Below are 15,774 nucleotides of genomic sequence, written 5' to 3' on the forward strand. Positions count from 1 at the left end.
CCGGCACAGTGGCAGCCCTCGTAAAACTGCCTCGTAGCTGTCACAACTATGCCAGACGAGCGTTCGTAGTCGTCACAACTACGACTCGTCTACGAGGCAGAACGTCGGACGCTTACGGCCAAACGCGTGGCTGAGATTATTGGAATGCGCTTGAGCACGCCCAAGGCGCCGGACCCGCGACCGACAGCACCAGCGCCCGAGTCAGTCAGGCCGATTCGGCAGAAACTGGCTTACTCGCTCGCCGAGTTGAGCGTAGAGCTCGGAGTTTCGAAGGTGAGCATCTACCGGCTGGAAGCGCGGGGCCTGCTCAAATCGCTGCCTTACCTACGGACGAAGATCTACTCGCACGCAGAAGTTGAGAGATTCCTTCGGGGCAACAGATGGAGGTAATGTTGGCACCCATTGTTGCTTCGCCGGGCAGAAAGTCATTGGCCAAGCTAACTACCAGTCGGTCAGTCATCGGAAACGGCGCGATGTAAAGAAGCCGTCGACGACGAGAGCGTAAAAGAACGCCGCGCTGTTAAAAGCAGCGTACGCCTGGTAATCATCGGATTTCAACTCATCTGCGAAATCGCACACGGATTTTATTACTAGCGCCGACGGTGCCGGCCGTCCGCAATGTTGGGCCGCGTAGACCATTGAGTAGGCCTCCATATCGATAGCGGCTATCTTGCGATGCACAGCTCGATACGTCGCTGCCTCCTGAGCGCTCGCAACGACAGCTGCGCCAGACACAATAGGTCCGGCAATGACCCTTGGCTGGCTACTCGGGACCGCGCCCTCCCACCTAAGACCTCCGCGAATTGGCACCCGCGCTTCCTGGATATAAGGCCCTAACGCCTCTCGGATATTTCCATCGAGGCTTATTACCCGCGGTTCCGGAAGGAATCGCCGCTCTCCTCGTTCGACGGAGATCTTGCCGCTTCCAGCATCCCAACACTGCTCGCCGATTATCACATCGCCCAGTCCCGCAGTATCTCGGTAACCAGCGCAGATGCCTACCATGACGACGTGCCGTGGCCGATAGTGCTCGATCATCTTGGCGGTGACCACGGCGGCGGCAGGCATTCCCATCTGAGGGCAACTGGTAGCAACGATAGAAGTAGCGCCGGCCGAACTCTCCACGACCGCGGTAGCGTACTCGCCAAAATCACCGCTGACAATGTCGATCATCCACTCGATAGGCAGGCTCTTCAGGGCGGTGAACTCAGGGCTTGGTAATACCGCGACGACTGCCACATCAGTTCTGAACGCCCGCGCTTGCTCCGTGCCAGTGCTCTTCCCGATCTTCCGGATGTATTCGACCTTGTTACAAATTGACCGCGCCCACCCGTCTTTACCACGCTCGTACCTGAGCAAAAACCACAGTCGGTCTGCAAAAAGTGATAGTGTGTCGTTATAAGCAACGTCGTCGGCCGTGATCCCGACGATTACTCCCGGCTTCTGAATACCGTTGTCTTGTTCGATACTCGATAGCAGATCAAGCCCCCTGCAAGCTTCTGGTCTATCGCCAAACCTGAGCGGAATGAGCAAGTCGAGCAATAACATATCGTAACGCTCAGTGGCAAGCGCCCGCTTCGCTTGAATGCAATCTACTACCACTGTAACATCCGAAGCATCAACGCCCGCAGACTTGGTCAGGACCAGAACAATGTCATTTGCCTTCTCAGCTATATCCTCAACGACAAGTATTTTCATTGGTTGCTCATCGTGTCGACCACTTGGTTCCTGAGCTGCTCCTTCCATGCTTCTTCAGATGGATTATAAGCGATATACCCGCAATAAATTCCGGGAAACTCGGCGCGAAGCTCTTTATCAAGTTCCGCCAACGTCCGTTTCCCTGTGCCCTCCCCGAAACTAGGGAACTGTGTAACTACGATCGTTCGGCACCGAATCCCATTGTCGACCATCGCTCCCAGAATTTCCCTCCCACCAAACTGACGAAAGCGGTGTCCTGGCTCAGCAGCCGTGATGTCGTAAGTTGGAAGACTCATGTCCAGCAGTACCAAGCTGGGGTGTTGCTCAACAATATGCTTCAGCCCCGAACGGAACGAATATGCCTCCGACAGGCATGCGTCTGAAAACTCTTGGGAAAGGTAGCCCCTGATCTGCGTCAGCTTATTATGGTCGTCTTCAACAATGAGGATCGTCATAGTAACACAGATTGACTGTTGGGAATTGTAACCGTAACCACAAAGAGACGATCCCTCGCCTGGAAGGAAATAGTCTCCCCGTCAACCCCCAGCTTGTATCGCAGGAGGTTCAAGAGTTTGTAAATACCGCTCTTCCCCTCCCGTCGAGCTGCGTCCAAATCGGTACCCTCGTTTGCCTTCCGCAGGCATTCGATTGCTGATGCAACGTCCGCGCCAAGCTTCTCATTTTCAGAAACCAGCGAACTCATTTCAAGCACAATGTGTTCTCTTGAGCACTCACCAGCAATACGGATCTCTGCGACGTCATGCTTCTGGGTCGAGTGCTTCAGCGCGTTGCCGAAGAGGAGCAGAAAGATATCAACAAACGTCGTGAAATGCCGAGCATCGATACTGCAAGACGATGCGAGTTCGGACACAAACCGGAGTTCGATCTTCGGATGCAGATCCGACGCGATGCGCTTTGCGATGTTGACGGCCGCGTGGATTTCGAAATCCCCCTCCTGTTCCGTCCTTACTAGATGGAACCAAGAAGCAACATAACTGATTTCATTTTGTACCTCAGTTTTACAGACAAGAAGTTGTTGTAGCAGTTCATCTATAGGTGCTGCTGACGACGACGCGATCCGCAATATCTCTCGTTCAACCGAAGCCATAGCGTCTAGCAGACATGGTAGCGCGACGCCGGATAGCTGGTCCCGTACCCGCTTTAAACATTTCTCAGTTCTACCCCAGAGCTCATCGAATACGTGGTCGATGAATGTCTCTTCGGAGAGGTCGAGTAAGCGGATTCTAGAATGCAAAGCAAGCAGCTCCAAGTCGTTGTATGAAAAATCGAAGCAACATCCCTCCCGTGGATTGCGTTCCGTCGAAACGCGAAGCCAGCTACCGTTTATGGCGTCTATTTGCTCGTCTACGCTCGACGAAAGGCCGGCGAGGACCTTCTGAAGCTGCGCTGCAGAGTCGGTTTCTCGTCCAAAAAGGCTTTCCCATCGTTCATTAATAAAGTACTGCCCGCTGACGGAGGACTTTTTCGTGATCAGGAGGTGACGCTCAAACGGCCGACGTAATTGTCCCAGTAGCACTCCGTGGCGCACTCGAACGCTTAGATATGAATCTAGACCATACTCGTTGCTGAGGACGAAATCGTCCCGAACCTTCCGAAATATTTCGGCGAACGCTTGAAACCCAGGCTCCTGGACGACGATAATGGTTGTTTTGCGAAGATTCTCGTCCTTTACGTCAGGTAACAGTTCTTTTGCTGACATCTGGACTCCGACCGCTTTGTCGAAAACGAGCGAATCTTTGAACCTGGAATAGTAGCCGCGATACTGGGTGTCACGAGCAGTCTTTAGCCCGGCAACATCAACGAATATTTTCGTCTCCGCGACTTTCTTGAGACCTCGCCTTATTGCAAGGGAGTCGGTAAGCGCCTTGATTTCCAACTCATATTGCGCCGAATTGGACCGGTCTTTTTGCAGGAGATGATCGCAGATGGCTAGCCGCTCGGTTTCGAGTTCATCAGTGGATGCAAACTCAATCGATTCCGATAGCACGTCTTTGGTGCAGACGAGGCGAAGAAAGAGCAGCCGCAGGGCTGGGTCATCACCTGTACTTTCGGTCAAAAGTGATCGTGGCCGCTTTACACCACGGCTTCGCAAGAATGCGGCGTATGCATTATGCAAGATTCGGTTGTTGGCGCCAGCGATCGCAAGCGCGATCGGTCGCGCTATGGAGTCGCGTAGTACGGATGAATCGGCGATTAGCGCTTCAGCCAGCAACTTAAGCTCTCCTCTATGCAGGAACCCTGGATTTCGTAAGTAAAGTGTTGCAGTCCACTGAAGTGGGGCGACAAGAGCAGAACTTTGGAGTCCGAGTCTCAAAAGGTCCCTAAAAACGAGCCGCACTTCGCTGACAGGTGCGCAATCGTGCAAGAGCTGCTCCAGAGCCTGGCCGAATAAGGCAAATGCCTCTGCCCGCTGGTCCAACGATTGGGCTAGACGCGCCTTCCACTCAAGCTGTCGCGCGCTGGGCAGATCCTCCATATCGCCAGGCAATGGCGTAGCCGCCATGAGAAATCTCGCTCCGACATTGCTGGTGTATGCTCCGGGACTACAGGCCGACGCCGGGCTCGCCGTCCCTTGGCTCGCCAGCGAGTGCTGGAGTCCTTCGACTCCACGGTAGTCTGGTTTGGGCGCGAGCAGATCGCCTATCGGGACCTCTAGCAGGTGGCCCAGCTGAAGCCCAAGATGGGTGTCTCCCGTGATCAAGACTGCGCGCTCTAGAGCCTGGCGGACGTCGGATATGCTTTCATTCGGCGTTTCCAACGTCCGGAGCGCTGCCAAGAGCTCAGCAATGGGGGAAGATTTGCCCTCACCCTCGATCGATTTCCGCTGCCACACTTCCGATCGCGCCAAAAGAAGAAGCTCCTCGAAATCGGCTACCTTAGCGTCGAGTCGAGCATTGATTGCGCTTATTACTTGGTCGTATTTGCCTCTTATATAATGATCCTCCAAGTGGCAAAAAGAGTCCTTCTGCGCTAGCCACAGAGCAGGTCGATCTCGTACATCACGATCGATTATCGCTGCTAAGTGGGGGTCATTCATGCAGGCGTAGAGTTCATTTAGCTGCGGCATTAACTCCTCTAAAATGGGATTCTGTTGACTCTTGAGGGCCAAGATAAGGCGCTTAGCGATGACATAACGGTCGCATAGCGGTAACCGTTCGATGTTATAGGCGAGCGCGCCCGGATCCGTGCATGTTGACACGGGCTTGTGGTGAACGACCAGCAGCCACCAGAACTCGGTCAGCTCTGTCCGAAGCTCGGAGTCGACGTCGATCCAAGCGTTTTCAATACGTGAACATATACTTTGGAGCGAGCTTCTTCGCTGAACTTTAATGGCCAAATAGTATGCTAGCAAAACACCAATGCCTGTATTGATGCCGGCTTCGAGTTCGGCTCGTTTCTCCAGGCTGCCCTCGAGCCCCCGCTCTTGTTCTTCGAGAAGTAATTCCCGCTCGATTAGCCAATAGGTGATGCCACACCGATCTCTATAGGTGTTTATAGCAGCCCTGGCTTGAGAGTAATCGCCAAACAAAAGGTTCGTGTAAATGGCGGGCGTCGATTCTAGGTGTTTCTTGATCAGAGATGAGAACCCAATCAGCTCCGTCAGCAGCCATTTCAACTCTAGGCGCACGTCCGCCGTATAGAAGGTTGTATGTCCCCCTGATGCTAAATCGTGGTATGTCTTAGCTCGAATTAGGCCCCCGACGAGAGGCGCAACTTGCTGCGTAGAAAGAGATCGAAGAGTCGCGGCTGATGTGCGCCAATCCTCACTTTCTTTCAACACCGAGATGGCCCACATCCTTGATCTTCTTGAATCCGACCGCAATAGTTCTCGAACAACTTTGCGCTCCAATATACTTTGTTTAGTGGGCATCGAGCAAGAGGCAGTTAAGGCAAGAACCTTAACTTTAGGCCAGTGTGCATTGCCAGTCGATCCCGAATAGGCCTCGGGGAAAACCTAAGCCATAGCTACCGCGGTCATGTCTGACGTGTTTCTTGTCATTCGCGGCCGCCGGCGTCACGCGTTCCCGATGCGTCCTGCGGCGCCCCTCGATGCGAGTTCCCCGTTGGTCTCCTTCTGCAGAACCCGCCACCTCTGGGCGGCTGATCGAACCGACGTCGCTATCCGGGGTTTGTTGGCTTTTTTTCGTGGAATCGCGGTCGAGAAAGCGGAATCACTCGGTGGTGTGTCGATCCTTCGTTCAAGGACTTCTCTAGATGTTTCTGTGTGGCTGGGCGCATTCGGCCGCTTTGTTTGCGTGCTCTTCCAGCCGCCAATCAGCAAGTCGGAGCGACCATCGGATGCTCCGGTCGACGTCTTCGAACAGTTTTCGCCACCGGCGATAGCTTCGGGAGAGCGGGTGTCGTGCCTTCCGTGGTTGTTTCCGCCTCAATGCCCCACCGATGTCGAGGGTGGCGAATCCGCGTTTTGCCAAGATCAACGGCGATTGTCCGCGTTTTGCCAACTGGGGGCTACTCGCCGACAAGCGGGATTAATGGCGTCTCCGAGGAGAGTCCTGCCAAAAAGGGCGGTCGCTCATCGCCATGATAGGCTTTCCGCGACAGGGACGATACCCGGTGCTGGATCCGTTCGGTGTGAGCGGGCTGACCGATTTCAAAAGAATCTGGCGCAGGCGCCACGGACGTATGACGGGCGCGGGCACGGGTCGACCGGGAAAGAGAAAACAGCCGGAGCGGGTGAGCTCCGGCTGCGAGAAAGGCGCGGCAGTTGAAAATCGCGGGTGCGGTTACTGGCTCTTCCGCAGGGTGACGTCGCCGTTCATCGTGGTGACGCGGATTTCCGGGCCGCCGCCGTTGAGCGTGCCAGTGACGATCTTGCCGCCGGTCATGGGCGGGAGCGGCGGAATGGGCGGGAGCGGGAGGTGTCCGACTTCTTCCTCCGCAACGTAGGGGCCGGGGCGACCTGTCTCGTTGGTGGCTTCGCGGATCGCGTCGCGCGCGGCGCGCGTGGCCTCGCGGGCGGCCTCCATGCCGGTCCGAACGGCTTCGCGCACGGTGTCGCGGATCTCCGCGGCGTCCTTGCTCGAGAGAAATCCCTGGTTGGCTTTCAACGCGGCGGTCTTCGTCACGAGTTGCTTCTCGTCGAAGTCGGTCAGGATGGCGCCATTGTGGGAGCGGAGGCGGACGTTGGCCTTCGATGCCGCGGGCAACCGGATCTCCACCGCGCCGTTCATCGAGGTGAACGACAGGGGCTTCCCTTCGGCCAGCGAACGCACGCCGACATGAATCTCGCCATTCATCGTTTCCACCAGCGCGGCGCCGGCGATGTCGCCGAGCTTCACTTCGCCGTTCAGGCTTTTGACCTCGATGTCACCGGCGACGCCGTTGACGGCGATCTCGCCGCCGAACGAGTTGGCGACAACGACGTTGGTGTTGCGCGGCACTTGAATCTCAAATTGGCCGCCGGGGCCGGGAAAACCCTCCGTGCCGTAGGTGAGCGAGACGACGTTGTCCTTTTCGGTGAGCGTGTAGTTCGAGGAGGACGTGAGGACGCGCAGGCCGTCGGGCCGCGTCGTGCCACGCTCCTGCTGCAGCTCCGAGCGGACGCTGACTTCGGGTGAATCCGAACCTTGGATACGAAGGTCGCTGTTGGAGACCGCGATCCGCAAGGTGCCCGGTTTGGCGGGATCGGAAAACTTGATCGTGGAGGTTTCGGCCTCGCCGCGGGCGGCCGGGAAGAGCAGGAGGCTCATCGCGAAGGCGGCGACGAGGGAGGGAGGAAGCGGAGGGATTTTCATAAAAGGATGCGACGGGATGCGCAGGGAGAAGGTTGAAGAGTGGGAAAACACGGCGCGCCTGGGTGGCGACTCCGCGGAAGATTCCGTTCGAACGAAAGTGGGTGACCGTTGAAGGACTAGAGCTGGGCGAGGCCTCGTTTCGCGGCGTCGCGCACGGCACGATCGACGGTCTCGCTGCGCGCGATCTTTTCGAGCTCGGGTGCCGCGGTGCGGTCGCGGGCGGCGACGAGGAAATCGATCATCGCGACCTGGACGAGCGGGTTCTGCTCGCGCGGCAGCGAGGCGAGCACGCCGGTGCGGACGAGTTGCTGGTCGGAGTGCGGGTAGAGTGCGTCGAGCGCGGAGAGGCGGACGTTGACGCTTGGGTCGAGCGCGAGCGCGCCGATGAGGTCGGCGAGGACTTTCTGGTTCGGATTCTTTTGATCGAGCGTGGCGAGGACCTGCTGCAGGCGCTGGTTCGTGGATTGCTGCTGGAGCAACGACGTGGCGATCACCTGGCTCATCGAATCGAATTTGGAGCGGAGGTCGGCGAGCTCGCGTTTCGTTTCGAGATCCGCGACCGGCGCCGGGGTGCTGGTCGCGGGAGCGCCGTAGCGCGTGCCGAGATTGAAACCGGCAAGAGCGATCGCGAGCGCGGCGAGCGGCGAGAGAATCCAGCGCCAGAGTGAAACGCGGGCGGCGTGGCGGCGGCGGACGACGGCGGCGCGCAGGCTGGCGGCGGAGTTTTTCTCCTCTTCGAGCATCGCGTAGAAGTTGGCGCGCAAACGCGGACCCGGACGGGTGGCCGGCAGCTGATCGACGGCGTTGAGCGTCTGCGCAAGCGACGCGTATTCGCGTTGGCATGACGGGCAGGACGCGAGGTGCGCGCGAACGTCGGCGGTGTCGGCCTCGGACAGGCGGCCGTCGAGGAGTTCCGGAAACCGGGTTTGGGCGCGGGTGCAATCCATGGGAGGAGGGGACGAAGTGACCGTGAGAGTGAAAGTGATGGGGACGGTGGGCGGGAAAGTGGCCGTGGGCGCGATCAGGAGCGGCCGGTGCGTTGGAGCTGGAGGAAGACGTCGCGCAGTTCCTTGAGGGCGCGGTGCGCGCGGACTTTGGCGGCGCCGACGGAGCATTCGAGGATGCCGGCGATTTCGGCGAAGGAGAGCTCCTGGAAGCGGCTGAGCAGAAGGATCTCGCGGTCGTCGCGGTCGAGGCGCGCGAGGGCGACGTGGAGCAGCGCCTGCTCGTCGCGCGCGGCGGCGTCCTGGCTCGCGTCGGGGCGTTCGTCGGCGCGGTCGTCGAGTTGAACCGGATCGGTGGACGCCGGGCCGTGGGACGTTTTGCGGAAGTGATCGGCGGCGCAGCGGCGCGCGAGATGATACATCCAGGCGCAGAAACTGCCGTCGTCGCGATAAGTGTGCCGGTATTTGAGCATGCGCTGGAACACCGTTTGGGCGACATCCTCCGCGGCGGTGCGGCTGCCGGTGAGTTTCACCAAGAAACCGAACAGAGGCCCGTGATGCCGCTCGAACAACTCGCCCAAGGCGTCGAGTTCTCCGTCGCGCACGGCGAGCATGAGTTCGTGATCGGAGAGGGGAGCGGTCGCGGTTTCCACGGGAGCGTCGGCGCCGAATCTAGCGGCAGGCGGGCGGGAGGGGACACGAATTTCTGAGGACAAAGCGATCACGGCGGGACGGAAGCATGAGGAAGTTGCAGAGGGAAACCGGCGCGCGCGCGAAAGGTTACCGGAAACTTTCGCGGCGGGATTCGCCGTTCATCGCGGCCTGCCGGACGACGGGAAACTGCCCCTTTGCGACGGTGGCGTGACCGGCGGGTGATAATTCGGTGACGCGGCCGCCGGTCGCTTGACCGGGATTTTCCCGGATGTGCAGGGTCGCGGCGATGAACACCTTGCACCGACTTTTTCGTTTTCTGGTCCCGCTGGTTTTGGCGGTGGGCCTATCCGCCCAACCGACGGGCAGCGCCGGCACCTTGACGGGCCGCGTTACGGATGGACTCACCAAGCTTGCGCTCGGCGGCGCGCGCGTGACGGTGCGCGGCACCGCGTTGGAGACCTACACCGACTCCACGGGCGATTACGCGATTCCGGGCGTGCCCGCGGGAGTGCAGAACGTGGTCGTCAGCTACGTCGGTTATGAGCCGTTGAGTCAGGCGATCGACGTCCACGGCCCGATGCGCCTCGATCTCGTTTTCAACCGGGATGTCGTGCAGATGGATCATTATGTGATCACCGGCTCGGCGGTCGGCGCGGCGCGTGCGATCAACCAGGCGAAGGCGTCGGCGACCTTGATGAACGTCGTCGCGTCCGACGAGATCGGCCAGTTTCCCGACCAGAACGCGGCCGAGGCGTTGCAGCGCGTGCCGGGGCTCGCGCTCTACCGCGACCAGGGCGAGGGGCGCTACATCGTCGTGCGCGGCGTGAATTACGCGCTCAATTCCGTGACGCTCAACGGCGCGAAGATCGCCTCGCCCGAAGAAGGCGATCGCGGCATCGCGCTCGACGTGATTCCGTCAGACGCGTTGTCGTCGGTGGAAGTCTTCAAGGTCGCGACGCCCGACATGGACGGCGAAGGGCTCGGCGGACAGGTTAACATCAAGACCAAGAGTCCGTTCGACGTGGACGGTTTCGATGCGTCGTTGAAGTTCGAGGGGCTCTACTCGCATCTCGCCGACGAGCTCGGCTACAAGGTCAACGCCTCCGCGTCGAACCTGACCGCCGACGGCAAGTTCGGCGTGCTGGTGGCGCCGACGTATCAGATGCGCAAATTCGGCTCCTACAATTACGAGGAGGACGGCTACTCGCTCGAGACCTCGCCGACGGACCGCCAGGATTACTACCTGCTCGAGGCGGTGAACTTTCGCGATTACCAGATCGAGCGCGAGCGCTACGGACTGACGACGGCGCTGGAGGCGAAGCCCGCGGAACAGACGCACCTGTATTTGCACGGCACCTACCACAAGTTCACGGATCACGAGTATCGCAATCGCTCGGTCTTCGATTTTACCGAAGGCACGCTCGTCGCGGCGGACGCGACCTCGGCCGAGTCTAATGACATGCGCCGCTGGCGGCGCGACGTCCGGCTGCGCGAAAAAATCCAGGAGCTCACGGCGATCACGGCTGGCGGCGAAACCGCCGTGGGCGACTGGCGGTTCGACGGCCGGCTGGCGTGGTCGAAGGGCCACGAGGAAAACCCGGGCGAGGCGTCGCTGCGCTTCCGCCACAACGCACGCGATGGTGCGTTTCGCTACCGGATGGACGGACCGTATGGCTTTTCGGTCGAACAGCTCGCCGGCGGCAGCATCGCCGATCCGTCGACGTATGCGTTTCAACGGATAGACTACAGCGACGATGCCGGCGACGAGACGGAGTTCGACGCGGCGGTGAATGCCCGCGTGGAGCTGGCGACGGCTGCGCCCGCTTATCTCAAATTCGGCGGGCTTTATCGCACGAAGAACAAGGACCAGGAAGTGGAGGCGTTCGAGCTCACCGATGGTCCGACGGATTTCACGTATGCGAACCTCAACGGCGGCCTGAGCGCGTATCCGTATCTCGCCGTGCCGCGTGTCGATGGCGATCGCGCGTCGCAGGCATTGTATCCGAACCGCGCCGAGTTCGCCAGCGAGCGCGTGTTCGAGGACAGCGAGCTCGGCGACTGGCGGACGCGCGAGGACGTGTTGGCGGGGTATGCCATGGGTTCGGTGAAGGTGGGCGCGACCCTGTTGATCGGCGGCGTGCGCTACGAACGCACGGAGGCGGATTTCACGGGCAAGAACGTCGACCTCGAAAATGAAACCGTGCTCGGGCGCAATCGCGTATCGCGGAGTTACGATCAATGGCTGCCGGGCCTTTATCTGCGGCACGATCTCGGGCCCCGCACGGTCGCGCGCGCGTCGTGGTCGCACTCGCTCGCCCGGTCGTCGTTCGGCGACTCAGCGGCCTTTGTCGGCATCAATCCCGACGACGAGGAGATCACCGCCGGAAATCCGTATCTCGAGGCGCTCGAGTCCACCAATTGGGACGCGTCGATCGACTATTATCTGCCGTCGCTGGGCGTGTTGTCCGCCGGGGTCTTTTACAAGCAGATCGAAAACTTCTCGTATGAGATCACCTTGGACGCGGCGGCGAACGGTTATCCGACGTTTGCCGGCTACGACCTGATCACCTTCCGCAACGGCTCGGACGGCGACATCCGCGGCCTCGAGCTTGCGTATCAGCAGCAGCTCCGGTTTCTGCCGGCGCCGTTCGACGGCCTCGGCCTGCTCGCGAACGTGACTTTTACGGATTCGAGTGCGACCTACCCGACGCGACCGGGCGAGGAGCTGCCGTTCATCGGCAACTCCAAACGCATCGGCAATCTCGCGCTCTCCTATGAAAAGGCCGGGTTCTTCGTGCGGCTCGCGCTCAACTTCCGCAGCGAACGGCTGCGCGAAGACGAACCGGTGGGCGAAGATGCGGCGGGCGATCGCTACGTCGACGATTTCACGCAGCTCGATCTGACGGTGCGCTACCGCCTGAATCACAACTGGGAAGTGTTCGCCGAAGGCATCAATCTCACCGACGATCCGTTCCGCGTCTACTTCCGTTCGCCCGGCACGACGCAGGGGCGACGTCTGGCGCAGTTTGAAGAATACGGCTGGAGCGCGAACTTCGGCGTCCGGTGGTCCCTGTAATCTTTACTATAATCAACATCATGCGCGCCCAAATTCTCCGGCCGTTTTACGTTCCTTCCCTGGCGCTCCTGTCGCTCGTTTTCGCGGCGGGGGCGTGTCGCTCGTCGAGGGTCGATCCGCGGGCCTTGCAACCGCAGGTCGTGACCGAGCCGACGAAGCATGACACCGACGATCCGGCGATCTGGATCAATCCGGAGGATCCGGCCAAAAGCCTCGTGCTCGGCACCGACAAGGACTCGGACGGCGCGCTCTACGCCTACGATCTCGATGGCAAGGTCGTGCACGTCGTGCCGGGTTTGCAGCGGCCGAACAATGTCGACGTTGCCTACGGATTTCGGCTGGGCGGGCAGCGGATGGATGTGGCGGTCGTGACCGAGCGCGAACAGCAACGACTGCGGGTTTACCGCCTGCCGGACCTGACCTGCATCGATCGCGGGGACCTGGTGCTGTTTGACGGCGACGCGGAACGCGCGCCGATGGGCGTCGCGCTTTACCCGCGGCCGCGCGACGGGGCGCTGTTTGCGATCGTCGGCGGCAAGTCGGGACCGGCCGAGGGTTATCTCGGCCAATATCGGCTCGAGGATAATGGCGCGGGCACGGTAAAGATGACCTTCGTGCGCCAGTTCGGCCGCTACAGCGGCAAAAAGGAAATCGAGGCCATCGCGGTCGATGCGGAGCTCGGCTACGTTTACTATTCCGACGAAACCGTGGGCGTGCGGAAATACCGCGCGGACCCCGAGGCGGAGCGAGCCGACGAGGAGCTGGCGTTGTTTGCAACGACTGGTTTCACGCGGGATCACGAAGGCATCTCGATTTATCGCCGGCCGGACGGCACAGGCTGGATTCTGGTTTCGGACCAGCAGGCCGATCGGTTTCGGGTGTTTCCCCGCGCGGGCGTTCCCGGCGATCGGCATTCCCATCCGGAGATCGGGTCGTTCCCCGTGGCCGCGGTGGAGAGCGACGGCAGCGAGGTGACGAGCGTGCCGCTCGGGTCGAAGTTTCCGCACGGGCTGTTCGTCGCGATGTCGAACGGCCGCGTGTTTCACTATTACGCGTGGGAGGAGGTTGCGGCGGCGGTGCCGGCGTTGGAGGAGCGCTGACGCAAATTTGGGTTTATCGCGAACGCTCGCGGGCTACGCTGCCGGCATGAACCGCCGCGATTTCCTTCTCCGCTCGTCCCTTCTGACCCTGGCCGGAATGCTGCCGCGCGGTTTGCGCGGAGCGGAGGCGTCGCGGCCGCTCGGCGAGTTTCGCGAGCTGCGCCGCGGCGTGGGGCTGTTCACGGGGCGCGGCGGCACGATCGGCTGGCTGGTCAACGCCGAGGCGGCGGCGGTCGTGGATACCCAGTTTCCGGATACAGCGGCCTCCTGCCTCGCGGGGCTGCCGGGGCTCGGCGGCCGTCGCCTCGACGTGGTGATCAACACGCATCACCATCCCGATCACACCCGGGGCAACGGCGTCTTCAAGGCCGCGGCGAAAACGATCGTCGCGCACGAAAACGCGCCGAAGCTCCAGCTCGCCCGCGCCGAGCAGGACGGCACGGTGGCGGAGCAGGTGTTTGCCGACACCACGTTCGCCGAGGCGTGGCGGCACGATCTCGGCGACGAGACGGTGACGGCGCAGTATTTCGGCCCGGCGCACACGAAGGGCGACATCGCGGTGCATTTCGAACGGGCCAACGTCGTGCACGTGGGCGATCTCACGTTCAACCGGATCTATCCGGTGATCGATCGTCCGGGCGGCGCGAGTATCCAGAATTGGGTGACGGTGCTGGAGCAGATCGCCGACACGTATCCGGCCGACGCGCTGTATGTCTTTGGCCACGGCAACGCGAAGTTCGGCGTGACCGGCACCCGCGCCGATCTCGGCGTGTTTCGCGACTACCTCTCGGCGCTGCTCGCGCACGTGCAGCGCGCGATTGCGGCCGGCCGCTCGAAGGACGAACTCGTTAAGCTCGAAAATTTCCCCGGCTTCGAGGAGTTTCACGCGCCATTGCCGAATCGGCTCGGAGCGAATTTGTCGGTGGCTTACGACGAACTGAAGGTAAACCGCGGGTAGCGACGGAAGTTCCCGTCGTCGCAGAGTTATTCCCGGAACTTCCGGGCGGCAGTTTCGGACCCATCCGGGGTAGCAGTGCCGGACCAGGGGTTACGCAGATACCCGTATATCGCGCGGAGCCAAACTGGATAGATTCCGGGCAACCGCCTTCGTCATGACTGCCCAAGATCGTCGATTCGTTTCCCACCCGGTAAACCGGGCCCGCCGTTGGTTCTGGCGTGCCTCGTGGCGCATGTCGACGCGCGCTTCACAGCTGTCGCAGGCGTATTGTCGCGCGGTCGTGCGTCGCTCGCTGGAGAGCGGTCCGATCGGCGAGCCCGACTTTTTTTGGAATCTCGGCCCCGCGCGCTGAGTAACGGAATCGCGGCCGGCAAACGCTCGCCAATCAGGGCGGTTTTGTTCACGACTGGAGGCGCATGAGCTTCCAGGCCGTCATCAAGTCCGTGATCTTCCTCGCGCTGCTTTTCGTGATGCTCTACGTGGGGATGAACAACCCCCAGCAGATCGATTTTCAGTTTCCGATCGCGGGCACCACGGCGAAACATCCCATTCACGCGCCGGCGGCGCTGATCTATTTCGGTGTGTTCGCCGTGGGGGTGTTGGCCGGCACGCTGCTCCACAGCAGCAAGTCCGGCGGACGCCGCGGCGGCGCCGCCAAGGACAAGTGAGCCACGCGCTCAGCGCGGAGCGAGTTCGCGGAGCAGCCAGGTGATCCGGTCGGCCGCAACGGCCGTGGCCTGCAGATCGTGCCCAGCGTCGTAGGTCGCGCATTGTTTTCGCGGCGCCGCCGCCGCGTAAGACTCGGCCGCCGCCGCGGCGCTCACGTATTCGTCGCGCGCGGCAAACTGGAAAAACACGCTGGCGGGCGCGAGCTGGCCGACGAAGCGAATCGGATCGAGCGGGGCCATTTGCGCGCGATAAGCGCCCAGGTCCTTCGGTTGGTGAGCAAAAAGATACCAGTCGGCGAAGCGCGGGGTGCCCGCCATCAGAACATAGGTGCGCGCGCGACCGTCGAGCGCGCCCGCGATGATTCCATACATCGCACCGAAATCGTGGCCGACGAACCCGATCCGTTGCGGATCCACGTCGGGTTGTTGCACCAGTAGCTGCATCGCCCGGCGCAGGGCGATCACCTGCTGCACCGAACGGGAATAATCCTCTTCCGGCACCCGGTTTTCATACCATTTCGGCGCCGCCCACATCGCCTCGACCAGCACCGACACGACGCCCTGGCTGGCGAGCGCCACGGCTTCGTTGAGAAACTGGGTGCGATTGGTGGTCGCGGGCAGGCCCAGCCAGTGGACGTAGAGCACGCCCGCGAGCGAGCGGTGGCTGCCGCTCGGACGAACGATGTAGGCGGGAATCGCGTCGCCGTTCGCCGTGAACGTCACGTCTTGAATCACCGCATCGTCGCGCGATTCGCGGCCGATCTCCCGCAGATCCAGCGACGCCGAACGATCGTAGTCGAAGACACGGGCGGGCGCGGCGGCCTGATCGGCGCCGGCGAGCGACGCGGCGGCGGTGAAAACGATCGTCGAAAACACCACTCGGAACAGGAGCCTCATGG

11 protein-coding genes are annotated in these 15,774 nt (G+C 61.0%); 4 read left to right on the forward strand and 7 right to left on the reverse strand.

The window, feature by feature from the left end; translation table 11 throughout:
- Positions 1-456: 456 nt before the first annotated feature.
- The 6 genes from AC6RV7_RS19375 to AC6RV7_RS19400 all read right to left on the reverse strand — a co-directional run bounded on the left by AC6RV7_RS19375 (position 457) and on the right by AC6RV7_RS19400 (position 9,072).
- Positions 457-1,698, reverse strand: coding sequence for a 5'-methylthioadenosine/S-adenosylhomocysteine nucleosidase family protein (locus AC6RV7_RS19375; RefSeq protein ID WP_500095850.1), 1,242 nt, complete (start codon positions 1,696-1,698; stop codon positions 457-459).
- A complete protein-coding gene (locus AC6RV7_RS19380; RefSeq protein WP_500095851.1) occupies positions 1,695-2,153 on the reverse strand; it encodes a response regulator in 459 nt (152 codons plus the stop codon). The genes AC6RV7_RS19375 and AC6RV7_RS19380 overlap by 4 nt, the downstream gene beginning before the upstream one ends.
- Complete coding sequence (locus AC6RV7_RS19385) at positions 2,150-5,590, reverse strand: hypothetical protein (RefSeq protein ID WP_500095852.1); 3,441 nt, start codon at positions 5,588-5,590, stop codon at positions 2,150-2,152. The genes AC6RV7_RS19380 and AC6RV7_RS19385 overlap by 4 nt, the downstream gene beginning before the upstream one ends.
- Before the next feature lie 874 nt (positions 5,591-6,464).
- Positions 6,465-7,475, reverse strand: a complete 1,011-nt coding sequence (locus tag AC6RV7_RS19390; protein ID WP_500095853.1) for a hypothetical protein — start codon at positions 7,473-7,475, stop codon at positions 6,465-6,467.
- A gap of 116 nt (positions 7,476-7,591) precedes the next feature.
- On the reverse strand, positions 7,592-8,422 hold the full coding sequence (locus AC6RV7_RS19395; protein WP_500095854.1) for a zf-HC2 domain-containing protein: 831 nt from the start codon (positions 8,420-8,422) through the stop codon (positions 7,592-7,594).
- 74 nt (positions 8,423-8,496) lie between these two features.
- Complete coding sequence (locus AC6RV7_RS19400; RefSeq protein ID WP_500095855.1) at positions 8,497-9,072, reverse strand: RNA polymerase sigma factor; 576 nt, start codon at positions 9,070-9,072, stop codon at positions 8,497-8,499.
- Positions 9,073-9,359: 287 nt separating this feature from the next.
- On the opposite strand from AC6RV7_RS19400, the gene AC6RV7_RS19405 reads away from it, so the two are divergent.
- The 4 genes from AC6RV7_RS19405 (at position 9,360) to AC6RV7_RS19420 (ending at position 14,875) form a co-directional block, all read left to right on the forward strand.
- On the forward strand, positions 9,360-12,149 hold the full coding sequence (locus AC6RV7_RS19405) for a TonB-dependent receptor (RefSeq protein ID WP_500095856.1): 2,790 nt from the start codon (positions 9,360-9,362) through the stop codon (positions 12,147-12,149).
- Positions 12,150-12,169: 20 nt separating this feature from the next.
- Positions 12,170-13,249, forward strand: coding sequence for a phytase (locus tag AC6RV7_RS19410; RefSeq protein ID WP_500095857.1), 1,080 nt, complete (start codon positions 12,170-12,172; stop codon positions 13,247-13,249).
- Positions 13,250-13,295: 46 nt separating this feature from the next.
- Positions 13,296-14,207: an MBL fold metallo-hydrolase gene (locus AC6RV7_RS19415; RefSeq protein WP_500095858.1), complete on the forward strand. Its 912-nt coding sequence runs from the start codon at positions 13,296-13,298 to the stop codon at positions 14,205-14,207.
- A 416-nt stretch (positions 14,208-14,623) separates the two neighbouring features.
- Entirely contained in the window at positions 14,624-14,875 is a 252-nt protein-coding gene (locus AC6RV7_RS19420) for a hypothetical protein (protein WP_500095859.1), read from the forward strand.
- Positions 14,876-14,884: 9 nt separating this feature from the next.
- Here AC6RV7_RS19420 and AC6RV7_RS19425 read toward each other — a convergent pair whose 3' ends face one another.
- Positions 14,885-15,772, reverse strand: coding sequence for an alpha/beta hydrolase family protein (locus tag AC6RV7_RS19425; RefSeq protein WP_500095860.1), 888 nt, complete (start codon positions 15,770-15,772; stop codon positions 14,885-14,887).
- Positions 15,773-15,774: the final 2 nt, after the last annotated feature.

This window comes from Opitutus sp. sgz309028, assembly GCF_059821195.1.